This window comes from Pedobacter psychrodurus (assembly GCF_004331735.1).
Classification (GTDB): Bacteria; Bacteroidota; Bacteroidia; order Sphingobacteriales; family Sphingobacteriaceae; genus Pedobacter; species Pedobacter psychrodurus.
Window position 1 is genome coordinate 96,020 of record NZ_SJSO01000014.1, and the last position, 24,627, is coordinate 120,646.

20 protein-coding genes are annotated in these 24,627 nt (G+C 37.2%); 12 read left to right on the top strand and 8 right to left on the bottom strand.

The window, feature by feature from the left end; translation table 11 throughout:
* Window positions 1–70: 70 nt before the first annotated feature.
* Complete coding sequence (locus tag EZ456_RS16415; RefSeq protein ID WP_131531963.1) at window positions 71–442, top strand: BlaI/MecI/CopY family transcriptional regulator; 372 nt, start codon at window positions 71–73, stop codon at window positions 440–442.
* The gene (locus EZ456_RS16420; RefSeq protein ID WP_205945119.1) at window positions 442–2,241 is read left to right on the top strand and encodes a M56 family metallopeptidase; all 1,800 of its coding nucleotides are present in this window, start codon (window positions 442–444) and stop codon (window positions 2,239–2,241) included. The genes EZ456_RS16415 and EZ456_RS16420 overlap by 1 nt, the downstream gene beginning before the upstream one ends.
* Here EZ456_RS16420 and rsmG read toward each other — a convergent pair whose 3' ends face one another.
* Together rsmG and EZ456_RS16430 are read right to left on the bottom strand one after the other, a co-directional pair.
* Window positions 2,242–2,877: a 16S rRNA (guanine(527)-N(7))-methyltransferase RsmG gene (rsmG, locus tag EZ456_RS16425; RefSeq protein WP_131531967.1), complete on the bottom strand. Its 636-nt coding sequence runs from the start codon at window positions 2,875–2,877 to the stop codon at window positions 2,242–2,244.
* A 26-nt stretch (window positions 2,878–2,903) separates the two neighbouring features.
* Window positions 2,904–4,121 (bottom strand): glycosyltransferase, encoded by a 1,218-nt coding sequence (locus tag EZ456_RS16430; RefSeq protein ID WP_317130008.1) that lies wholly within the window; start codon window positions 4,119–4,121, stop codon window positions 2,904–2,906.
* Window positions 4,122–4,261: 140 nt separating this feature from the next.
* Here EZ456_RS16430 and tgt point away from each other — a divergent pair, with 140 nt between their 5' ends.
* The 5 genes from tgt (at window position 4,262) to EZ456_RS16455 (ending at window position 12,732) form a co-directional block, all read left to right on the top strand.
* On the top strand, window positions 4,262–5,392 hold the full coding sequence (gene tgt, locus EZ456_RS16435) for a tRNA guanosine(34) transglycosylase Tgt (RefSeq protein ID WP_131531969.1): 1,131 nt from the start codon (window positions 4,262–4,264) through the stop codon (window positions 5,390–5,392).
* Window position 5,393: 1 nt separating this feature from the next.
* The gene (locus tag EZ456_RS16440) at window positions 5,394–6,497 is read left to right on the top strand and encodes an LptF/LptG family permease (protein ID WP_131531971.1); all 1,104 of its coding nucleotides are present in this window, start codon (window positions 5,394–5,396) and stop codon (window positions 6,495–6,497) included.
* Between the two features lie 2 nt (window positions 6,498–6,499).
* The gene (locus tag EZ456_RS16445) at window positions 6,500–7,378 is read left to right on the top strand and encodes a DMT family transporter (protein ID WP_131531973.1); all 879 of its coding nucleotides are present in this window, start codon (window positions 6,500–6,502) and stop codon (window positions 7,376–7,378) included.
* A gap of 2,266 nt (window positions 7,379–9,644) precedes the next feature.
* A complete protein-coding gene (locus tag EZ456_RS16450; protein WP_131531975.1) occupies window positions 9,645–12,449 on the top strand; it encodes a TolB family protein in 2,805 nt (934 codons plus the stop codon).
* Window positions 12,450–12,453: 4 nt separating this feature from the next.
* Window positions 12,454–12,732, top strand: a complete 279-nt coding sequence (locus tag EZ456_RS16455; protein WP_131531977.1) for a lipopolysaccharide assembly protein LapA domain-containing protein — start codon at window positions 12,454–12,456, stop codon at window positions 12,730–12,732.
* A gap of 228 nt (window positions 12,733–12,960) precedes the next feature.
* On the opposite strand, the gene EZ456_RS16460 is transcribed toward EZ456_RS16455, so the two are convergent.
* From EZ456_RS16460 to EZ456_RS16470, 3 genes are all read right to left on the bottom strand, one after another.
* Window positions 12,961–13,254 (bottom strand): hypothetical protein, encoded by a 294-nt coding sequence (locus EZ456_RS16460; protein ID WP_131531979.1) that lies wholly within the window; start codon window positions 13,252–13,254, stop codon window positions 12,961–12,963.
* A 180-nt stretch (window positions 13,255–13,434) separates the two neighbouring features.
* Window positions 13,435–14,157, bottom strand: a complete 723-nt coding sequence (locus EZ456_RS16465) for a pirin family protein (RefSeq protein ID WP_131531981.1) — start codon at window positions 14,155–14,157, stop codon at window positions 13,435–13,437.
* 100 nt (window positions 14,158–14,257) lie between these two features.
* Complete coding sequence (locus EZ456_RS16470) at window positions 14,258–14,941, bottom strand: DNA alkylation repair protein (RefSeq protein WP_131531983.1); 684 nt, start codon at window positions 14,939–14,941, stop codon at window positions 14,258–14,260.
* A gap of 187 nt (window positions 14,942–15,128) precedes the next feature.
* Between EZ456_RS16470 and EZ456_RS16475 the strand changes: the two genes are divergently transcribed.
* Window positions 15,129–16,385 (top strand): hypothetical protein, encoded by a 1,257-nt coding sequence (locus EZ456_RS16475; protein ID WP_131531985.1) that lies wholly within the window; start codon window positions 15,129–15,131, stop codon window positions 16,383–16,385.
* A 77-nt stretch (window positions 16,386–16,462) separates the two neighbouring features.
* Here EZ456_RS16475 and EZ456_RS16480 read toward each other — a convergent pair whose 3' ends face one another.
* The 3 genes from EZ456_RS16480 to ispE all read right to left on the bottom strand — a co-directional run bounded on the left by EZ456_RS16480 (window position 16,463) and on the right by ispE (window position 19,036).
* Window positions 16,463–17,629 (bottom strand): trans-sulfuration enzyme family protein, encoded by a 1,167-nt coding sequence (locus tag EZ456_RS16480; RefSeq protein WP_131531987.1) that lies wholly within the window; start codon window positions 17,627–17,629, stop codon window positions 16,463–16,465.
* A gap of 111 nt (window positions 17,630–17,740) precedes the next feature.
* Window positions 17,741–18,160, bottom strand: a complete 420-nt coding sequence (locus EZ456_RS16485) for an OsmC family protein (RefSeq protein ID WP_131531989.1) — start codon at window positions 18,158–18,160, stop codon at window positions 17,741–17,743.
* A 72-nt stretch (window positions 18,161–18,232) separates the two neighbouring features.
* Window positions 18,233–19,036 carry a 4-(cytidine 5'-diphospho)-2-C-methyl-D-erythritol kinase gene (gene ispE / locus EZ456_RS16490; RefSeq protein WP_131531991.1) on the bottom strand — a complete coding sequence of 268 codons (804 nt, stop codon included), beginning with the start codon at window positions 19,034–19,036 and terminating at the stop codon, window positions 18,233–18,235.
* 218 nt (window positions 19,037–19,254) lie between these two features.
* On the opposite strand from ispE, the gene EZ456_RS16495 reads away from it, so the two are divergent.
* The 4 genes from EZ456_RS16495 to secDF all read left to right on the top strand — a co-directional run bounded on the left by EZ456_RS16495 (window position 19,255) and on the right by secDF (window position 24,600).
* A complete protein-coding gene (locus tag EZ456_RS16495; RefSeq protein ID WP_131531993.1) occupies window positions 19,255–20,049 on the top strand; it encodes a thymidylate synthase in 795 nt (264 codons plus the stop codon).
* 105 nt (window positions 20,050–20,154) lie between these two features.
* Window positions 20,155–20,526 (top strand): four helix bundle protein, encoded by a 372-nt coding sequence (locus EZ456_RS16500; protein WP_131531994.1) that lies wholly within the window; start codon window positions 20,155–20,157, stop codon window positions 20,524–20,526.
* Window positions 20,527–20,606: 80 nt separating this feature from the next.
* Window positions 20,607–21,116 carry a dihydrofolate reductase gene (locus EZ456_RS16505; protein ID WP_131531996.1) on the top strand — a complete coding sequence of 170 codons (510 nt, stop codon included), beginning with the start codon at window positions 20,607–20,609 and terminating at the stop codon, window positions 21,114–21,116.
* Between the two features lie 502 nt (window positions 21,117–21,618).
* Entirely contained in the window at window positions 21,619–24,600 is a 2,982-nt protein-coding gene (gene secDF / locus EZ456_RS16510; RefSeq protein WP_131531998.1) for a protein translocase subunit SecDF, read from the top strand.
* Window positions 24,601–24,627: the final 27 nt, after the last annotated feature.

Genomic DNA, 24,627 nt, shown 5'->3' on the forward strand with positions numbered 1-24,627 from the left:
CTATAAAAATAGTTTGCAAACTATGTTTATAGTAGTAACTTCATGCAACCGAACTACAAAAATAGTTGCTATGATAAAAGAACTCACAAAAGCAGAAGAACAGATTATGCTCATCCTTTGGGAAATGGGCGAAGCCTTGGTAAAAGACGTTATCGAGAAGATGAACGAACCCAAACCCGCTTACAATACGGTTTCGACCGTGATCAGGGTTTTAGAGGGCAAAGGCTTTGTTGACCATAAAGCCATAGGCAATACGCATATCTACTTCCCCATCATAAAAGAAACTGATTATAAACGTTTTGCATTTGATAAGGTAATGAACAATTACTTCGAAAACTCTTATGAAAGTTTAGTTTCATTTCTGGTGAAAGAAAAAAGCATGAGCACAGATGAACTCAATGAAATTATCCAATTGGCAGAGAAACTTAAAAAAGATAAATGATGAGCTGGCTATATTATCTACTCGAAGCAAATCTATACCTGATTTTATTTTATGGGTTTTATAGATTATTCCTCTACAAGGAAACCTTTTACAGATTAAACAGATATTATCTGATTTTCAGTTCGATACTGGCTTTCATACTTCCTCTTTTTCAGCTGGGTTTCTTAAAAGCACCTGTAATCGAACAGATTACGATAGCACCCACTACCGAAACGGTTGTTAGCCAGGTGATGATGACAGAAAATCTGCCACTGGAAAGTTATCAACCCAGTATCTTCACTATCGATAATACGATTATTGCGATTTATAGCCTGGTAACCATTGCATTTCTGTTTAAGATGCTCTTTAACTTATCCAAAATTATCAGCATGCGTAAACTACCATTTGTTAATTTGGATAATGGAGTGAAACTAATTGATTTAAAGGATTCTAAAATAGCTTTTTCATTCTTCCACCTTCTATTTTTAGATCCACAGCTGGAAGAAAAAAACACCATACTAAAACATGAGCTTGTGCACATTAAACAAAAACACAGTTTGGATGTGCTGTTATTCGAAATCATTCAGATCATCAACTGGTTTAACCCAATCATTTATCTCGTTAAAAAAGACATTAAGTTAATTCACGAGTACCTGGCCGATGAAGAAACAACAAAGTGCGATGTAGAAAAATATCATTATGCGATGTTTTTGATCCAAAATTCAACGGGTATCCAAAATCTAACCCTCACTAACCAAATATTCAGTTCATCAATATTAAAAAAACGAATTAACATGCTAAATCAAAAGAAATCACCACGTTGGGCGAGGCTCAAACTGCTATTGGTATTGCCCATCACTATAGGAATATTGTGTATTTCTACTATGGCCTTTACAAAAGATTATGGATTTGTGGAGCTTGGCTCTTCCTTGAAATTACAAGCAACAAAACAAGATACAGTTAAGAAAGCATTCGAGAGTAATGATGGCATACATGTACCAAACCCTAATGAATTATATTTAGCCTTACGTACGGATCCTAAAAACAAAAAGTTAACTACTTATACAAAAAAGTTAATACTGCTAAATGGTAGAGAAATAAAAGCTGGCACGAGTGGAGGCGTAAAAAAAATAAAACACATGATTAGGCTAAATCCAGCAACTGCTAAGGCAAAATATGGTGAAAAAGGCAGTTACGGCGCTATTGAGATTTTCAGTTCAAATCCCGAAATCATAGGTACTCCACCGGAAGTAAAACTTCCTCTGGGCTCATCACAAAAAATTGTAATTTTACCACCCGCACCTCCAATTGGTGAGGATACAACCAAACGTAAAAAACTGAAGAAAATAAACAAAGTTGCAATAAAGACTAAAACGGTACAAGGCTACCCAACAGTGAATAAAAACAAAACAATCGAAATAAAGCCTATACCACAATCCAATAAAAATTTAAACGAAGTAACCATTAAAGCTTACGAGAAAGCAAAGGGTGCAAAATCGGATAGTGACATAAAAGAAATTAAACTACAGGATAATAGCCCCACCAAAGAAAAAGGAACAATCACATATGCGATTGTTGTTCACCAAGATAATTTAGACAAGGCTAAGAATGAAAAGCTCGTTGTTGATATACCTGAAGGCGCTACAGCAGAACTTACCATTTTTAATGTAAAATACGACAAAGCGCTATATCAAAGTACCAATTACAAAAACGACTGGGACGCTAAAGAACTTTCCAACGGAAATTATCCATATAATTTTGCATTCGTTAAAAATGGAAAGCGAATTGGTGGAAAAACTGGCTACGTACAGATCAAATAACTACTGTGGCACGTAAACCACGTATTTCGTTTCAAAAAAATCTTCTTCAAAATATGCTGAAAGCGGATATAATTCTGCTTTCAGTTTTGATTCTTTGATCTCTTCAGCCAAATCCCCACCTTTTAGATATAAAATCCCATTGGGAATGGCATTTAACGAATCCTTTTTAAATTTCCCCTGTATCCATGGGTAGAATTCTCCTAAACGGGTTACCGCTCTCGATACCACAAAGTTAAATTTCTCTTTAATCTGTTCTGCCCTTAAATGATCGGCCTTTAAATTTTCCAAACCCAACGCCGAAGCCACTTCTTTCACCACTTTAATCTTTTTCCCGATAGAATCAACAAGATAAAACTCCGTTTCAGGAAACAAGATGGCCAGAGGAATGCCCGGAAAACCACCACCCGTACCTACATCTAAAACAGATTCTCCAGCTTTAAAATTACATACTTTAGCTATGCCTAAAGAGTGTAATACATGGCGTTCGTATAATTCTTCAATATCTTTTCTCGAAATTACATTAATCTGTGCATTCCAAAAGCTATATAAATCGAACAATTGCGAAAATTGAGCAATCTGTTTTTCATTTAAGTCAGGGAAATATTTAAAAACGATATCGGGCTTTATATCAAGCATATTGTAATTACTAAAGGATTATTGAATTATTTCCAGTTTACTTTTTTCTTACCAAATAAGGCTAAAAATCCGTTCAGGGTTAAAAACAGAAACAAAAGTATATCTAAAATCGGGAACCACCAACGCAAATCGCTATAGTTTAAGCGTTTCAGCAATTTTGGATAAATAAAGCATCTGATGATGATGCTTAACCCAAGAATCCCTAAGGCTATATATTGAGCCTCACGACTAAAAAACATACAAGCGGCAAAGAAAACATAAAACAGAAACTGAAACACAATCTGAAGGCTCAAAATGAATTTATGCTTTGATTTATAGAGCTTTCCGGCCCCAAAATGACGTTTTTTCTGCTTAAGATAACCTCCCCAGGTATTATTAGGTTCGCTCCAAACATGGCTATCGCGATGTAAACGGATTTCGGTATTGTATTTATTAGCATGTGCGTTTACAAATAAATCATCATCTCCAGATGGGATATGCATGTGCGCTGCAAAGCCTTTATTTTTGAAAAAAAGTGACTTTTTATAGGCCATATTGCGCCCAACGCCCATGTAGGGCATGCCTTTTAGCGCAAAAGACAAATAATTTACGGCTGTAAAAAAGGTTTCGAAGCGAATGAGTGCATTTAACAGACTTCTTTTCTTCATATACGGTGAATAACCCAAAACGATTTCAGTATTATCGTCGATAGGTTGCTGCATATCCATTAACCAATGCTCGGAAGCTGGTGTACAATCTGCATCAGTAAAAACCAACCAATCATACTTGGCAGCCTTTATGCCCATGGTTACAGCAAATTTCTTACCTGCTATAAATTTATCGTTATCTAAAATCTTAACTACCCTCAGGTTGCGGTGTTTCTTCTCTAATTGTTCTAGAAATTCTTCTGTACCATCCCAAGAGCGATCGTTAACCACTACAATTTCGAATTCCGGATAATCCTGGCTTAATAATGTAGGCAGATACTGCTCTAAATTTACAATTTCATTTCGGGCACAAACAATTACACTTAGCGGTTTTTGCGCTGATAACGGGATCTCCTCGATATTTACCTTAGCCAATTTCAAATGAACAAAAAGTACATAGTAAAGCTGAACCAAAAGGCAAAAAGCCAATATCGAGAGCAGAATAATTTCAAGCAGGGTTAATATCACGATGGTAAAATAAATAGGCGCAAATTTCTCATTTTTAATCTGTAAATCACTTTTATGTGGATAAAAAATTAAACAAAAATATGCCCTCAATTTTTGCTATTTTTGGCAGATTTTCGACGAGAAAAAACACATATGAACGTCTACCATCAAAATAATAATTAGTTTTAATAAAACGTATTTTGATGGTGGTAAGCTCCATCTAATAATTGGAGAAAAATAAATAGAAACAGATGAAATTTAGTTTACAGGCTAACGATCCACTATCTAAAGCCAGGGCTGGAACAGTAACAACTGCTCACGGCGAAATACAAACCCCTATTTTTATGCCTGTGGGCACTGCCGGAACGGTAAAAGCTGTACATCAGCGCGAACTTAAAGACGATATTGATGCTAAAATCATTCTAGGTAATACTTATCATTTATATTTAAGACCAGGATTAGACATCCTTGAAAAAGCTGGTGGATTACATAAATTTATTGGCTGGGACCGTCCAATTTTAACAGATAGCGGCGGCTACCAAGTGTACTCTTTAAGTAAAGTTCGTAAAATTAAGGAAGAAGGTGTTACTTTTCATTCGCACATTGATGGATCAAAACACCTTTTCACCCCCGAATATGCAATGGATATTCAGCGCACTATTGGTGCTGATATTATCATGGCCTTTGACGAATGCACGCCATACCCTTGTGACTACACTTATGCAGCACAATCCATTAAAATGACACACCGTTGGTTAAAACGCTGTTGTGACCGTTTTGATAGCACAGAACCTAAATACGGCTTCGATCAAACCCTTTTCCCTATTGTTCAGGGTTCGGTATATAAAGATTTGCGTATTAAATCAGCAGAATTTATCGCCAGCATGAACCGTGAGGGCAATGCCATTGGTGGTTTATCTGTTGGTGAGCCAGCAGAAGAGATGTACGCCATGACAGAAGTGGTCTGCAATATATTACCAGAAGAAAAACCACGTTATTTAATGGGCGTTGGTACGCCGATCAATATTTTGGAGAATATTGCACTGGGTATCGACATGTTCGATTGTGTAATGCCAACCAGAAATGCCAGAAACGGCATGCTTTTTACGAGAAATGGTATTATAAATATTAGAAACAAGAAATGGGAGAACGATTTTTCTCCATTAGATGCGGAGAGCGATCTTCACGCTGATTTAGTAACCAGTAAAGCATATTTAAGACATTTGGTACATAGCAAGGAGATGCTTGGCGCTCAAATTGCTACCTTACATAATCTACATTTCTATCTTTGGCTGGTAAAACAGGCCAGGGAAAAGATCATTGCTGGTGAATTTTACGAGTGGAAAAACAAAATGGTTAAAATATTAGGCAATAAGCTATAAAATGAGTCTGTTAAAGGGGAAGATAAAAATCATCGATCAATACATTATCGGGAAATACCTGGGTACATTTATTTATACCCTGGCCATTTTTGTGATCATTATTGTCGTGTTCGACTTATCGGAAAAGATGGATGATTTTATGAAAAGTGGCCTTAGTTTTTGGGGAATCCTCTCTAAATATTACGCAGGTTCAATTCCTTTTTATGTGAATATGCTTTCACCACTGATCAATTTTATTGCGGTGATTTTCTTTACTGCTAAAATGGCCGATCAGACTGAAATTGTACCAATTTTAAGTGGTGGGGTAAGTTTTAACCGCTTTTTATTTCCTTATTTGGTATCGGCTACCATTATTTTCTCGGCTAACCTACTTTCTAATCTATATATTCTCCCTTATACCAACACCCTTAAAAATAGCTTTGAGAATACCTACGTAAAGCGTAATGATCCTTCTACCAAATCAAACATCCATATGAAACTGGATGACAAAACCTATATCTACATCGATAATTTCGACAACAAAACGAATTCAGGATATCGGTTTTCTTTGGATAATTTTAATGGGGATGTGCTCACTAAAAAGATCGTTGCAGAAAATATAAAATGGGATTCGCTTAAACGCAAATGGCAGCTAACCAACTACTCCATCCGTAAGATTGACGGCTTGAAAGAAACCATGATTTATGGCAACGGGAAGTTAAAGGATACCATTTTGGATATGCGCCCTGATGATTTTTCGGCATATGATAACGTAGTGCAAAATTTAACCACAAAGGAACTCTCTGATAAAATTAGGAAAGAAAAAATACGAGGAACAGGCGTAATGAACGATCTTCAGTTTGAAAAATACAAACGTTACCTCCACCCGCTTTCTGCTTTCGTATTAACGCTTATAGGCGTAGCGCTATCATCGCGTAAAGTACGCGGAGGCGTCGGTGTATCATTAGGCATTGGAATCTTCATTAGCTTCGCTTATATCGTATTTAATCAGTTCACCCAGATGTTTTCTACTAAAGGTGGATTACCTCCTTTTGCTGCTGTTATTATGCCTACATTATTCTTTGGGTTATTAGGTTTTTACCTATTAAGAAAAGCACCAAAATAGCAATGGAAGCTACCAAAAAGAATTTACTCATTCTTCATCTTACGGTGCTGGTTTGGGGCTTTACAGGCGTACTTGGTAAAGTAATTTCTATCGATGCGGTACCTATGGTATGGTACCGGGTTTTAATTGCATCCACTACACTTTTCGCTTGGTTTTTAATTACCAAAAAGAATATTAAAATAACCAAAAAACAGTTTTTCCAATTCTTTTTAACGGGAGGAATTGTAGCCATTCACTGGATATTTTTCTTTCATGCCATTAAAGTTTCTACGGTTTCGGTAACCTTGGTTTGCCTCTCTTCCTTTACTTTATTTACTGCAATTTTAGAACCGCTGATTAAAAAACAGCCGATACAAATGGGCGACATTCTGATCGGTTTACTGATTATCCTAGGAATATATATGATCTTTAAATTTGAAGGCCAGTATACTTTAGGAATTATTTTTGGTTTACTGGCAGCAGTCGCATCCAGTCTTTTTTCAACTATAAATTCTACATTGGTACAAAAAAGCGAACCTTCTATTATCAGTTTTTACGAGCTTGTTGGTGCACTTTTCTGGATCACTTTATACCGCTTATATGATGGAACACTGTTGCACACAGCATTCAACTTAAGTGCTAAAAACTGGTTCTTTCTTATTCTTCTTGGCACACTTTGTACATCCGTTGCTTATGTAGCTGGTGTTGCGGTAATGAGAACTTTATCGGCTTTTAGAGTTGCATTAATCACCAATTTGGAACCTGTATACGGAATAGTATTAGCCTTCGTTTTCTTTCAAAGCAAAGAGCAAATGACAGGTGGATTTTATATTGGTGCAACCATTATCCTGGCCTCTATTTTTCTCTATCCGATCTATAAAAAGAGGAAGAATCAACTGTAAAGACAAACTATAGAAATTTAAATTTTCTTTAAAAATGACACCAACTGAATGAACGGCTTTAGTTGTACCTATTGCTGGTGGCTAATCCTTTCTAAACAGTGCAATGCCTAAAATTCTCTCCATTAAATTGCCAGATAAAGATTAGGTAAAAGCGTAATGAGGAAGCTCATCAAAGCTAGTCAACACTACGTTTACATAGTATCATAAAAACCTCCAGCTCGCCTTATATAGAGATTCAAAATCTTATAATTAAAAGCAGCGAACAACCATCCAAAAACATTAGGAATCTAATGCTTCAGAGACAAGCTACGTAGCCAAGTTCAATCAAACCATCGGAACAAAAACGGGAGCTTCAAATGAGGAAAATTACAGCATAAAAAATGCAATCTATTGGGAAGTAAAAGACCAAAAATAAGCATTAGCACAAGCATGCAATCCCCCCGAAGGTTGAAAGTGCATGTACAAAAGTATACCAAAAGCAAGATGAATCGCCGTTCAAAATCGTTGAGCTGAATTAATATTCTTGGGTCAAAATTCACGAATCACCAGGGTGGAATTCCATTACCATCCATTGCGTATTTCAGCAAATAAAGAAAATACGTAACCAAGCAATAGGATCATGGAGAGGCGAACAAAACCTAAATAAACAGCTTTAAATTCAATACTACAATATAAGTTCAAGACGCACCCCTTAAACTTGATAAACAAAGAATTTCATATAGAAAATGTTTAAGCGATCGTCAACTAAAAACCCTTAATTGAAGACCAGATTTGGAGTTAACAAAACAAAGATTCTGAATATAAAATTGATCAAAATATTTTTTATTTTAAATCAGAAATAGCAGCCAAAATGCAAACATTATCTAGGCTTATTATTAATTTATCTTGGCAAAAAATATGTCAATAAAAAGTGCTGAAATCGAAGATACCAATTAGCAAAAATTTACAATTAAAACCATACAACAAACAGGCAGCTAAAGTGGTTAAAAATCTCACCAAAAAAACTGACTTAAAGCAACGGAAAACAGGGATAAAACAACAAATAAAAGACCAAAATTTTCGTTTTAAATCCGCACCAAACATGAGGTATTACCTATATAAATTCTATACAATTCTGAGTTGTCAAGTCACATAGAAACAAGATGGCTTGTCTAAAATCTATCAACATTCAGTTCAGGATAGTTTTTAACCACAATAAAAATCTGGCAAGGTAGCACAAAAAGATAAAGCATTTTATGGTTAATCAGCATAAAAATATCGGTAAAAATTACAATCAAAAACCTAATTTTCAACGTGATTTTCCCCATGCAACTGAGGAAAAGTAATCAATTTCGAATTTTCAGAGGGCAAAGCTTAAAGGCGTAAAAAACCCTATTTAAATGCCATTAGACACGCTTTTTAGCGCAAAAACAAAAATCACCATAAAGTGTACCGAAAACACCATTATTCACGAATATCGTCAGGAAATTGCATTATAAGGCCGAATTATTACAAAATTAAGGGTTCAAAACCACAAAAAAATATACAATTTCCACCGCTGAGATCAAATTTAAAGCAAGAAATCGAGGTAAAAACCAGACTTGAAGCTAGATTAAACCCACAATTTATGGCAACATTACTGGCATTTCAACTCATCATATTCATCAAAAACTGATTAACAAAAGATAAGAGTAAGAAGAAACGTCTCCAAAATATCCCTCAAGCAATCGCTAAAAAAAAAGACATTTTGTCACAACAATCTAATCTCAAATATTAATAGCGATTTTAAATAATCAATTTACATCATACATTTCGTTTCAAAGTATTACAGACAGAACGCAACTTTTTAAGCAGATTCTCGCATACTGAAAGTCAATTTTAAAGCAGGTAATCCTGACCAAAATGTTAATCATTCTTCCAGCATTAAAAGCCAAAAAGTATCGGTGAGCATTACAAAATCCAGTTGCATTTTAAGTCATTACCGGAGCCTGTCCGGATTCTGAAAAACTATACAAAAATTTAAAAATGCAATAAAATTTTCGAAGAAAATCGATTAATAAGTGTAAATTAAATCAATAATGTTAATGCGATTAAAAATGTTGAATGAAGCTTAAATCAGCTATAAAATTCAATAAAAAGTAAAAGTAAAATCGACAAATACAGGATTTACATAAAATTCATTAATATTTAAAAATCAATAACTTAAATAATTTTATATAAATAAAATCTTTACAATAATCAACATTTGTAAATTTTAAAAAACTAAATATTTTAGCAAAGAATTTAGATGAATTTAAACACATCAATCAAGAAACTAATTATCAAGCACTTAAGCATAGTAACCTTAAGCTTAACATCACTATCGGTTTTTGGGCAGATTTTCAGCACCGCACAAAACCCACTTAGTGTAAAATGGAACTATATTTCTGCAGGGGGCTTCAAAATCATCTATCCGCAAGAACTGGAGAAAGAAGCCCAAAGAATGGCCAATACCCTACCCTATATCTACCCTAAAATAGGGCTGGGTTTAAGGCAGCAAAAAACCGCTATTCCACTCCTATTGCAGAACCGTGGAACTGTGGCAAATGGCTTTGTTCAGCTGGCACCTAAGAAGTCTGAATTCTACGTAACCCCACCTCAGTTTTTCGACAGTCAGGACTGGTTAAACAACCTAGCGGTGCATGAACTTAGGCACATTGCCCAGTTTGACAAATTGACAGGAGCGCAAGTACATCCATTCCCCGATCTAGTTTACTTCGCTTACTTTGGTGCGGGCATACCCACCTGGTTTTTCGAAGGTGACGCAGTGGTTAACGAAACCGCTTTGACTAATTCGGGCAGGGGTCGGCAGCCCAATTGGATCATGCCTTATCGTGCTTCAATTTTAGAAGGCAAAAAAATATCTTATAGCAAAGCCTATTTCGGTTCGAACAAAGACGTTACGCCTGGCTATTACCAAACTGGATATTTGATGGTATCGGATATGAAAGAAAAATATGGTCAGTTCATTTCCGACAGTCTACTTGGCGACATTAGAAAAAGACCGATAAGGTTGTACCCCTTTTCGCAGAGCTTAAAAAAATTCACGAAGCAAAACTCCAGAACCTACTTTCTTTCCACACAAAACAAGCTTGCTGAAAAATGGAAAATGCAGCAAGAAAAATCTGTTACAGAAAGCTATGAAAGCTTAAATAAAAAATCTGCTTTGGCAACAGATTATTTCCTTCCTGTTCGGCTAAATAAAAACCAGGTTTTAGCGCTAAAAGAAAGCAAGACAGATGCACGATATTTCGTGATTATTAACGAGGATAAATCAGAACAAAAATTATTCGGAATTGGTTACCAGGAACAGCCTTGGTTCAGCTTAAAAAACGACCATTTAGTTTGGGATGAAATACGCTACGATCCGCGCTACAAACAACGGAGTTATAGCGTAATTTGTTCGTACAATTTAAAGACCAAAAAATTCAAAAAATTAAGCAGCAAAAGCAGGCTCTTCTCTCCCAGCCTTTCTAATGATGGGAAGAAAATCATCGCTTCAAAAGTGGAGCTGAGCAATCAGTTCAACCTGGTAGAAATGGATGCAAGCTCAGGCAAAATTTTAAAGACCTATTCTAATCTTGAAAACGAAATCCTACAGACACCTTCCTTTGATCAATCAGGGAATAAGGTTGCCTATATCAGCGTAAGTGAAAAAGGAAAAAGTTTGTGGCTGATTGATGGAGAAAAAAAATCGCAGCTGATTTCGAACAGCAGACAACAGCTAAGCCGCCCGATTTTCATTAACGACAAAATTGTTTTCAATGCACACTTTAATGGCATTGATAACATCTACAGCATAGACCCTGGTTCGAAAAAAATCAATGCACTTAGTGTTTCGAAATACGGAGCCTTTAACCCCAGCGAAACCGCTGATGGAAAAATCATTTTTAACAATTATAAAATCAATGGTTACGAAATTGCAGAGGCAGAACTAACCGAAAAATCTGTAGGTGAAAATAACTTTGTTGATTTTTCGGCTGCTGCAGAGAAGCAGGAAAATGTAGGAAATGTTTTTGACAAAATTCCAGACAGCACTTACCAGGTTAAACGCTATCATCAAGCCTTAAACCTTTTCAGTTTCCACAGCATTATTCCAGTTATCGATAACGAATATCTTTTCGGTCTGGAGCTGCAATCAAACAACCTGCTTAACACCATGGACTTTTATACGGGTGCAAAATACCATCGCGACTTAAAACGTTTTGAGTACACAGCAGATATCAGCTATAAGGCGCTTTACCCCGTGTTTAGTTTACTATACCGCAACCGTCCGAAAAGAACGTTCTACAAAGCTAAAAATGCAATACAGCAAGGCGATTGGCGGGAGAACTATATCAAGCTCAATGCATCGGTTCCGCTTTCGTTTAATGCCCGCAATCAGAACTATGCTTTTACGCTAAATGCGGCAACCAGTTTTACGCAGCGTTACATGCCAGAAAATATGCCTACCGGTTTTATCCGCGAGCTTAAATTTCCAATGGAATATAATTTCACTTTCAACCACAGCGTGCGCACTACCGAAAGAGATATTGCACCAAAGTGGGCGCAAGTATTTAGGGCAACTTACAATCACCAACCCTTTGACAAAAACTTAAAAGGAGAAATCTTAGCACTCGAAAGTTTCCTTTACTTTCCGGGCCTTGCAAAAAACCATTCCTTTTTAGCGAGCTTTAATTATCAGAAAGCAAGTGGGGTAAATCAGTATGCAACCGAGATTGCAACTGTTTATGGATACAACAATATTTTAGCGAAAAGTGCATTACAAAACAGTCTGCTTTTCAACTACCGTTTCCCTTTTGCTTTTCCTGATTGGGAGTTGGGTCCTTTCGCTTACGTCAGAAATTTTAGGGCAGGTTTGTTTTGCCATTACGAAAACATTGGCAAGGGCACAACCTTTAACGATCCGAAAACTTATGGCATAGAATTGAACACAAGTGTAAACCTTTTGCGCTATCAACCTGTTGTAGATTTAGGAGCGAGGTTGGTTTTTGTTAATCAGATTTACAATCAAAATCCGATATTAGAGTTTTCATTTAATTATAGCTTTTAAAACCATGAGTGCAAAAACAATTTCCATCATTATTTTGACCGTATTGCTGACCATATTTTTAATGGTGAATACCGAACCTGTTGATTTTGATTTCCTGGTTACCACAGTTCCGGTATCTAAACTTTTGGTTATCGGCATTTGTATCATCATCGGTTTTATTATCGGTTTTGTTGTGGGCCGTCCGAGAAAAACATTAAGTAGCTATGATGATGAGATCGAAAGAAATCAACCTGTTTCGAATAAAAAAGAATTGAGCGACGAGGACAGGGATTATATTAGTTAGCGCTAGGATTTTTTAGGATTCTACGATCTGATACTCAGTAGCAAAATCGTCATCTCGACTGGAACGCAGTGAAATGGAGAGATCTGCCTCGATAGATCTCTCGGCTACGTTGGACTTCGCTCGAGATGACGGCGACTTGGGATAGTGGTCTTCTTAAACTTTCTGTCAATCACTTTGGTTTTTATGCAATAGATTATTTATCTAAATGACGGGTATTTTTTTTCGCGGTTAAAGTGCCGACATTACCTCACCATACAACAAACCACTGCCCCCACCATAATGCTGGATAATTTTCAGGCCTGGTTGTAAAGCAAGTAGTTTGTTTTTCAATTCGGTTTCTGAATCTGGATCAATGCCATTGCCAAGTAAAACCAGATCCACGTGCTGTTCTTTACAAATGAAAATCGCTTCTTCATTTTTACAAACACATAATCCCTTCCATTCTGGTCTGGCATTTAACAAGCGGTTCATTACTGCGGTAATTTCTGTATCCCGGCCGATATAAAGTATAGTAGTTTGCATATTTTAAGTTTTAAAAATATCGTTGTTTAACAAATTACTCAACAAAGAAAATCGCCATTTCAACTGAAGCACCGATTTTCATCAGTAGCGAAATGGAGAAATATTTGGTCTCTACTCCAAGATTTCTCCTCCAAAGGAGTTCCTTTGGAACACTACGGTCGAAATGACGATTCTTCTAAATTAATTCAATTCCATCGGAACATCCATCAATAAAACCTCTGCATCTGCAGTATTTGCTTTAAAACTGATGCTGTCTGTATCCCAAACACCTAAACCATCTCTTTTGCTCAACACTTGTCCGTTTATGGTTACCTCTCCGTTGATTACGAAAGCATAAACACCGTTTCCAGCTTTTTTGATTTTGTATGCTGTTTCAAAACCCTCGTCAAATTTACCTAATGAGAACCATGCATCCTGTTGGATCCATACGCCAGCATCATCAGCGTTTGGTGATAAAATCTGCTGGAAGTTATTGTGCCTCGCTGCAACATCTAAAGTTTGCTGATCATAACGTGGCGTAACATTCTTTTTGTTCGGAAACAGCCAAATCTGCAATAAATTTAATTGCTCATCTGCATTTGCGTTGAACTCGCTATGGCTAACACCTGTTCCGGCGCTCATTACCTGAATTTCTCCATTTTTAATTACGGCCGAATTGCCCATGCTATCTTTGTGTGCAATTGCACCAGCTAATGGAATGGTAATAATTTCCATGTTATCGTGCGGATGAGAGCCAAAACCCATTCCACCATCAATACTGTCGTCATTTAAAACCCTTAAAACTCCGAAGTGCATCCGCTCTGGATTGTAGTAATTAGCAAAACTGAATGAATGGTGTGCATCTAACCAACCATGATTAGCGTGACCGCGGGTGTTTTCTTTGTGCAAAATAAACTGTGACATAAATTTCCTTTCTTATTTATGATACAAATTTACAGCAGCGATGTTTGCCACGCATTGATGTAGGGTAAGAAAAGAGAGTCTTTAGTCCAGAGTCCTAAGTCTAGAGTCGATCATGCCTGGCAAGTACAGCATCGCTGTTCAGTTCTCGCAAGGCATCTAAAGCTATCCAGTTTGCTTTTTTATTGTTTTGTGCAAGGATATTATTTGCTGTTTCGATTGCATGTTGATGCAGGAAAGCATTTCGTTTGCCGATCTGCCTAAGCGCCCAGTTGATTGCTTTTTTAACAAAGTTCCGGTTATCGTAAGCTTCCCTTTCAATAATTACAAGAAAACTTAAAAAAGTTTCGTTGGGTTCTTTTTTGAGATGCACGGCGGCTTCGGCCATTAATACAAAACTGGTTCGTTTTACAAATTCTTCTTTAGCCCCGGCAAACTCAAAAGCTTTCGACTTAAAATAAGGCGTCTTAACGAAAAGATTTCCACATGCCTGATCACATATATCCCAGGAGCTAAAATCTTTCGTCCAAGCATTTATTTGCGCTTCTCCGACTTCTTTATAATCACCAATAAAGATTGCTAAAAGACGGGCTTCATGAAATCGGGTTTCCCAAAGCAATAAAGACAGTTCCTGATTTTTGCCGATCTGCTTGGCCAGCTTTCTGATATTTGGCACCCTGACGCCGAAAGCTTTAGAAATATCAATCCCAAAATGAGCCATTTTTTTTAAATACTCGGGCTCACTGATAGATCGAAGTTCGGTAAGGATAAAGTCGATGTCATTCATATACGAATTTAGTTTTTTTGAAAGACTTCCAAAGTTTCATAAGCCCGTACCCAGACAAAAATCTGGAAGTTTAGACAAAATAATTGGGACTACAATGCATTAAACATAACCAATCCTTAACACTGTTCCAGTTGTAAGTTTATATCTACCCTTTAAACTTGTTTCAATTTAACCATAACATAAACCCATGCAAAAAAACTTCCTCTGGATGCTATTAGCGTCCTGCCTATTCACACTTTCCTGCCAAAAGAACACGTTAACAGAAGAGTCGATCAGCACAACAGTACAAAACAAAAATATGCTAATGGCCAACACTGCAGCAGCCAGCCCGGCCGCAAGCGTAAATGCCTACACCAATACATCGGCTTACATTAACACAGGTTTTACATTTTTAAACCCAACACAGCTAGATAAAAACCGTCAAGCCATTGGTGGCAATGCTTACACCGAGGTATATGGCTTCAACATTCCTGAAGAAAACAGGGTAAGGGGTATAAGGTGGAATGAAGATGATGAAACTACATCTATATGGCGCCCCCAGGGAATCGCTGGTTTCTCAAGGAACGGTGTACGTTATTTATTAGTAAGCTGGTACGCTAAAGATGCTGCAGAGAGCAAAGGATCGAGAATAACACTTATTGATATCAGCCCAAGTTCTAGCACTTACTTAACTTATAGGCACATTTTACTGGTACAGCCTACACTTCCAACCGGCACGCTAGATTATACGCAATATGGTGCTTACGCGCCCTTAAATGTACATGCCGGCGGAGTAGCTTATTTTAATGGTAAAGTTTATTTAAGCAGTACAAGTCTAGGATTAAGGGTATTCGATCTAGACAAAATTATTGAGGTAAGTACAGGGACTGGCACTGATAATAAGTGTGGCAAAGACGCTAGTGGTAATCTTTATGCTTTTAATTACAGATACATACTTCCACAAATAGGTTATTATAAAATTAATGATGCAGATCCTTTTTCAACAGTACAGGTAAATTACGAAAACAATCAATTATGGATAGGCCAATATTATGCCGGAAGTGCAGATGCATCGATTATGCCTAAAATATTCGGATTTCCTATAAACACAGCCGGCGAATTGCAGAATTCAGGGATACAAACAGTGATTCCCAAAAACAGTCTGTTTACTTCAGATCATGCGCATGGCATACAGGGCGTTTTTAGAAAAGGGAATAGAACCTGGCTTTCTTGCACCGGATCGCCGAGCGAATCGTACGGATCAACCGCCCGCTTAGCAAGATATACAGATGGCGATACCAATACAGTTAGATACAGGTGGCCATACGGTGCTGAATCGCTATATCTTGAAGCACAATACGGATATTTATGGAGCTTAACTGAATTTGAACCCAATGCGGGTGCTCAAAATGGCAGTCAGGTTAACCGCTGTATATTTGCTGTAGATTTTTCAAAATACGAATAGCAACCTTAATCAAATAAAAAAGGGAGATTTTTTATTAAGAAATCTCCCTTTTTTATTGATCTATTTTTAAGCATGCATTAGGCTAATGCTTGTTCAATATCGGCTAAAATATCGTTGATGTGTTCTAAACCGATTGATAAACGTATAGAACCCTGCTCAATACCTACCTCATTGCGTTGCTCTTCTGTAAGCTTACTATGCGTACTCGTAGCGGGATGCGTTGCAATTGAACGTGTATCGGCCAAATTTGCTGAAATAGAGAACATTTGCAGACTGTCCATAAATTTACGTGCAGCATCAATACCGCCTTCAACCACAATGGTTACAATACCACCACCTTGTTTCATTTGCTTTTTGGCAATATTGTACTGAGGATGTGATGGTAAAAACGGATACTTTACCAGTTTAATTTTTGGGTGTTTTTCTAAATATTCGGCAACCTTTAAAGCATTTTCGCAATGGCGGTCCATACGGATGGCTAAAGTTTCTAAACTTTTAGATAAAATCCACGCATTAAAAGGAGATAACGCTGGTCCGCTGTGACGGGCAAAACCAATCACATCGGCAATTAAATCTTTGGTCCCTAAAATCACGCCACCCAAAACACGCCCTTGCCCATCAATATATTTAGTAGCCGAGTGGATAGAAATGTGTGCACCAAATTTAATCGGTTGTTGCAGATATGGTGTGGCAAAGCAGTTGTCGACAACTAATAATACGTTGTGTTTTTTAGCCAGATCGCCTAAAAATTCCAGATCGATAATGTCGATACCTGGATTAGATGGGGTTTCTACAAAAATCATTTTGGTATTGGGTTTAATCAAAGCTTCCCAATCCTGTGGTTTATCTAAATCGGCATAATCGAAAGTTACCCCCCAGTTAGAAAAAACATTGGTTAATAATTGATGGGTAGAACCAAAAACCGATCTACTGGAAACCAAGTGGTCGCCATTTTTCAAGAAAGCGCCAAATGTAGTAAAAATAGCAGCCATCCCTGTAGCAGTGGCGAAACCATCTTCGGCACCCTCTAACAGGCACATTTTTTCGATAAACTCTGATGTATTTGGATTTGAATAACGACTATATACATTCCCCTCCTTTTCATTGGCAAACAAAGCACGCATTTCTTCAGCATCCTCAAACTTATAACTCGAAGTAAGGTAAATAGGAGATGAATGCTCTTTGTGTAAACTGCGTTCGGTTTGAGTGCGTATAGCTATGGTTTCAAAATTTTCGGATTTCATTGTATTGTTAGATATGAGTATTGAGATGTTAGATATGAGATTTGAGACAAAAGATTTGAGATAGGAGATTTCACCCCTCAACCTTAAATCCTACACCCTTAAACCTCCACCCTACACCTTATTTATTTTGTAAGTAAAATTAATTGTTGCAGAGCGGCCCAAAATATTCGATACCGAACAATATTTATCAAAGGTCATTTGTAACGCACGCTCCACTTTTTGAACGCTTAAATCGCCAAATAAATCGAAATGAATATTGATTACGTCAAATATCGGCGGCATTTCTTCCTCTTTTCTGGTTGCTGTAATTGCAATTTTAACATCATCAAGCGGTTCTTTCTGCTTACTTAATACATTTACCATATCAATCCCGCTGCAGCCGCCTAATCCAATAAGCAACATCTCCATTGGCCTGAACCCCTTTCCTTCGCCACCAATGGCAGCTTTTGCATCCAACTCTACAGTAAAACCGCTCTCGTTTTCTGCTTCAAAATTAAATTTACCGCTCTTGCGGATCAGATTTATGTTCATTTTGTTAGTATCGAGTATTTAGTATCAAGACGCATTAGCTTTAGTCTTTCTGCTTTAACCTTTAAGCTCTATTTAAATATTATAATAAACTATATTGTTTTCTTCCAGTTCAGGCAATTTAACCGGATGGTCGAAAATTGCAAAAACCGACGAACCGCTACCACTCATTAAAGCGAATGTTGCGCCTGCATCGTATAAACTGGTTTTTATTTGACGAATTTGGGGATACTTTGCGAATACCGATAGTTCGAAATCGTTGATAACCTTATTTTTCCATGTTGTTGGGCACAAATGTATGATTTCTTTTAACGATTGCAAAGGTTTCTGCGGTTTTACATGTGCATAAGCATCGGCCGTACTCACATGTACAGGCGGTTTTACCAAAACTTTAAACCAAGCTGACAAATCTATTTTGCACTTTTCAAATTCGTCGCCTTTATTAAATGCGTAAACAGGTTTGTTCTCGATAAAAAAAGCGCAGTCCGCCCCTAACTGGCGGGCGTAACCTTCCATTTTATCGACCGACATTCCCAAACTGAATTTCTCATTCAACAATTTGATCATAAAAGCACAATCTGCTGATCCTCCGCCCAGGCCTGCGCCCACAGGAATATTTTTCAATAAATTAATCTGCTGAGCCGGAATATCATAATCCTTTTTAACCAATTGGTAGGCCTTAAAACACAGGTTATCATTTGCATCGCCAGGAATATCAATGCCATGAATTTTGCACGATGTTTCTTCCGCATCGGTAATTTCGACCGAATCCTTAATATTAATTGGATAGAAAACGGTTTCGAGGTTATGGTAACCATCAGCACGTTTTTCGGTGATATTTAAGCCTAAGTTTATTTTTGCGTTGGGAAAAGATAGCATTCAGATTTGAGATTTGAGATTTGAGATTTGAGATTTGAGATTTTCCCTCAAAACCAAATACAGTTCCAACTGCAAAGATACAAACAAGTAGTCAATTTTAAATACGCGTATGTCGTGACTTCACGCCATGACTGCACGCAACCGATGTTAACAATTAAACAATAAAATGATTTATAACACCTGATAAATTTTAGATATTTGTAAATTATCAGAACAGTATGAAACAATATTTAGATTTAATGCAGCATGTGCTGGATCATGGCGCTCAAAAACACGATCGTACCGGCACAGGAACAATAAGCGTTTTTGGTTATCAGATGCGTTTTAACCTTAAGGAAGGTTTTCCGATGGTAACGACCAAAAAGTTGCACTTAAAATCTATCATACACGAACTGATCTGGTTTTTAACAGGCGATACCAATATTAAATACCTAAAGGATAACGGTGTACGTATCTGGGACGAATGGGCTGACGAAAATGGCAACCTTGGCCCGGTTTACGGTTCGCAATGGAGAAACTGGCCAACGCCTGATGGGCAACACATCGATCAGATTACCAATATCATCAATACCATCAAAAACAATCCCGATTCACGTAGGATTATTGTTTCTGCATGGAATGTTGCCGAAATCGAAAACATGGCCTTACCTCCTTGTCATGCATTTTTTCAGTTTTATGTAGCTGATGGAAAATTAAGTTGCCAGTTATATCAGCGCAGTGCCGATATTTTCTTAGGCGTACCTTTTAACATTGCGTCTTACGCTTTGTTAACCATGATGGTGGCACAGGTGTGCGGCCTAGAAGCAGGAGACTTTGTCCACACCTTAGGCGATGCACATTTATACAACAACCATATCGAGCAAGCCAACCTGCAATTAAGTCGCGAGCCTAAGCCACTTCCAACCATGAAAATCAATCCTGAGGTGAAAAGCATTTTTGATTTTAAGTTTGAGGATTTTACTTTGGAAAATTACGAAGCACATCCACATATTAAGGGAATTGTAGCGGTGTAACATTTGTTCACTGGTCATTAGCCATTGGTTCATTTGTTTGGGCGCAGAATTGAACGCCCTATTTTAAAAAAATCATCCCTTTAATTTACTTAATCAAGAGAAATCATGAATTATAAATTAGAGGATTTGGAAGTCTATAATTTGTCAGAGGTAATTTCAGATAAAATCTGGGAAATTGTTATGGGATGGGATCATTTTGCGAAAGATACCATCGGGAAGCAAATATGCAGAGCGGCTGATTCTATCAGTGCCAACATAGCAGAAGGATATGGCCGATACCATTTTAAAGAAAACAAAAACTTTTGTTATTATAGCCGAGGTTCTATTTTAGAAGTAAAATCATTTCTTAGGAAATCAAAAAACAGAAATTTGATATCTGAAGACTGTTATTCAGAACTTTATACTGAATTACAAACAATCCACTTAAAGCTAAATGCTTACATAAAATATATTGGAAAAAATTTAGATAAAACTTAAACTCAGTTGTCAATGCATAGAATTCATCCTTATTGAACTGTGCCTAAAGCACCATGCAGACACCAATAAACAAATGACCAATGACTAATGAACCAGAAAGCCCTTCGCTTTCCATAGCCGTAGCCGTAGGCGAAAACTTCGCAATAGGCAAAAACAACCAGCTTTTATGGCACATGCCAGCTGATTTAAAGTTCTTTAAACAAACCACTTCGGGGCATACTGTTGTAATGGGCCGCAAAACGTTTGATTCTGTTGGCAGACCTTTGCCTAACCGCAGAAACATTGTGATTACCAGAGATAGCGAATTAAAAATCGACGGCGTTGAAGTGGTAAACAGCTTGGATGAAGCTTTAGAAATCACCAAAATGGAAGAAAAACAGGTATTTATTGTTGGCGGTGCTGAAATTTACAGACAAGCCTTGCCCAAAACAGATACCCTTTATTTAACGACCATCCATCACAATTTTGATGCAGATACTTTTTTCCCTGAAATTGATCGGAACGAATGGAAATTAATTAGCAGCGAAGCACATCAAGCCGACGAAAAAAACAAGTACGATTATACTTTTGAGGTTTTAGAAAGGATTTAACTCAATTTAACTGCAAAGAACGCGAAGAATTTCGCAAGGGGCGCAGGGTTTGTTTTATAAGCTATTCCGCTTCTTCCCTTGCAAGCTAAACCTGATGGCAGTGAGCATCCCGATTCTTTCATCGGGATAAAACGAACAGCGGGACTATCGGAGCCGAAGAAACACAGGTATTGCTTTTCACTAAAAGATCTATAATGCATCTTCGTGTCTAAGAACTCGCAGATGGAAAGATGCTTCGTACCTCAGCATGACAGAAGAAAAAGGATTAAAACATTAGCGGGACTGAACCAAGCCCAAAAGCTACTATAATTGCTTTCCAAATCAATTTCAATCTAAACTTAGCACTTTGAAATGAATTATGCGTGATGAATCTCGAGGGATTATTGCCAGATAAAAATTAATGTTAATAATTTATCAATTAAGGGGTTCTATAATTTAAAAATTTAATTAGATTTGCCGACTTGTTAAAAAACAGCGAAAGACAAATTATTTTAAACAAACAATGCAAGGAAAAGGTTTTATTAAGTTTATAGCGATAGTATTGGCTATCGTTTGTGCGTACGCACTTTCTTTTACTTTGGTAGCATCCAAGGTAGAAAAAGATGCAAAAAACGCTGCGAAGGGTGATTTGGCCAAAGAAAAGGCTTACTTAGATTCGATGAGTACCGTGAAAGTTTATCCTTTAGTTGGATTTACCTATCAAGAGGTAAAAGCGAAAGAGATTAATTTGGGTTTAGACTTAAAAGGCGGAATGAACGTAACGATGGAGATATCGTTAGCTGAGCTGGTTAAATCATTAGCGGGCAACCCTACTGATGGCAATTTCAACAAAGCAGTTCAGAACGCACAGATCCAATTAAATGCCGGTGGTAAAGATTACATCAAAATTTTTGTTGATGAATTCGAAAAATTAAGCCCAGGAGTTAAACTTGCAGATTATTTTTCTAACCAGGATAACGCATCTCAGTTAAAACCTAGCGCAAGCAATGCAGAGGTTGAATCATTCTTAGAAAAAGAAGCAACTAGTGCTATCGATCGTTCATTTACAGTTTTACGTTCACGTATTGATGGTTCTGGCGTTGTTAGTCCGAACATGCAAAAACAAGAGGGTAGCAACCGTATCTTAATTGAGATGCCAGGTGTGCAAGACCAGGAACGTATGGCTAAACTTTTACAGGGTTCTGCAGAATTACAATTCTGGCAGGTATACCAGGTACAAGAAGTTGCACCATTATTAGAAAACATTAATAAAATTTTAGCTGCAACATTAAAAGCTGATGCGCCTGCAACTAAGGATACAACAGCTGCTCCTGCTGCTGGCGGTAAATTAGCTGGTTTAGAAAAAGCGGCTACTAAAGATACTACAGCTAAAGGTGGTAAACTTGCTGGCTTAGGTAAAAAAGATTCTACAGCGGTTAGAGCTGAATTAGCAAAATCTAACCCATTATACGCTGTTCTTAATCTGCCAATTTACCAGGGCGAAAACGGACAACAACAATTAATGCCAGGTGCAGTTGTTGGTATGTCGTTACAAAAAGATACTGCAAAGGTTAATAACTATTTAAAACTTCCAGAAGTTGCTGCATCTATTCCATCTACGATGAAATTTATGTGGAGTGTTAAACCAAGAGAAAATTCGAGAATTTTCGAACTATATGCCATTAAAGTGGTAAGTGCCGATGGCAAGCCAGATTTAGGTGGCGATGCAATTAGCGATTCGAAAGACGATTTCGATCAACACAACAAACCAGAGGTAACCATGTACATGACCAGCGAAGGTGCTGCTAAATGGAAAAAAATTACTGCTGAAGCTGCTGCTGATCCAAACAACAAAAAATCTATTGCTATTGTATTAGATAATCAGGTTTACTCTGCCCCTACTGTACAGAACGAAATTGCTGGTGGTGTTTCTTCAATAACAGGTAACTTTACCCAAACTGATACTAAAGATTTATCGAACATCTTAAAAGCCGGTAAATTACCTGCTCCTGCTCGTATTGCAGGTAGCTACGTAGTTGGTCCAACTTTAGGTGCACAAGCTATTCACGATGGTTTAATCTCATTCGTAATTGCCTTTATCGTAATCTTAATCTTCATGGCGTTGTATTATCACCGTGCGGGTTGGGTTGCTAACTTTGCATTGTTAATCAACTTATTCTTCATCATTGGTATCTTGGTATCACTTGGTGCAGTATTAACCTTACCTGGTATTGCTGGTATCGTATTAACCATTGGTTTATCGGTAGATGCAAACATCCTTATCTTTGAGCGGGTACGTGAAGAGCTTGCACATGGCAAGAACACCGCTACAGCAATTAAAGAGGGTTTTAAACATGCAATGCCATCAATTATTGACTCAAACGTTACCTTATTCATTTTAGGTGCTATCCTTTACGTTTTCGGTAGCGGACCGGTTCAAGGTTTCGCAACTACATTATGTATCGGTATCCTTTCATCATTATTTGCAGCTGTAGCCATTTCGAGAGTAGTTTTCGAATCGTTATTAAACCGCAAAATTGATGTAAGTTTCGATAACAGCATTACCCGTAACGCATTTAAAAATATCAGTTTCAACTTCGTTGGCCGTCGTAAAATTTACTACGTAATCTCTACCATCATCATTATTGCTGGTATTGGCATGTATTTCAAAAATGGTGGTTTAAACTTAGGTGTAGATTTTAAAGGTGGTAGAACTTATTTAGTTCACTTCGATAAAGCAGTTAACACTGAAGATTTAAAAGCTAAGTTGAACCCGGTTTTCGGTAACGAAACTCCAGAGGTTAAAACTGCAGGTGAAGATAGCCAGGTAAAAATTACCACCACTTTCCACATCGAAGATCAGAATATTAAAACTGATAAAGTTGTAGAAGATGCTTTAAATAAAGGTTTGGCGGGTTCTAAATATGAAATCGTAAGTTCGCAAAAAGTAACGCCTATCATTGCAAGTGATATCGTAAACGGAGCTTTTTACGCAGTATTGATCTCATGTTTATTCATGTTTATCTATATCGTAGTACGATTTAAAAAATGGCAGTACGGTTTAGGTGCGGTAATTGCATTATTCCATGATGTGTTAATGGTATTATCTTTCTACACGATTTTAGATGGTATTATGCCATTCTCGTTAGAAATTGGTCAGGATTTTATTGCGGCAATCTTAACGGTAATGGGTTACACCATGACAGAGACAGTTGTTGTATTCGACCGTATCCGTGAGAAATTAAAAGAATCTGGTAAAGAAGATTTACATGGCGAAGCACGTAACAACTTAATCAACTTTGCGTTGAACAGTACATTAAGTCGTACCATCTTAACCTCATTAACCGTATTCTTCGTGTTATTGGTAATCTTTATTTTCGGTGGCGATAGCATCCGCGGGTTTATCTTCGCATTGTTAATCGGCCGTATCATCGGTACATATTCATCATTATGTATCTCTACGCCTATCGTAATCGATTTGGGTAGTTCTGCTGAGAAAAAATAAAAGATTAATTTTCTAAAATATATAAGC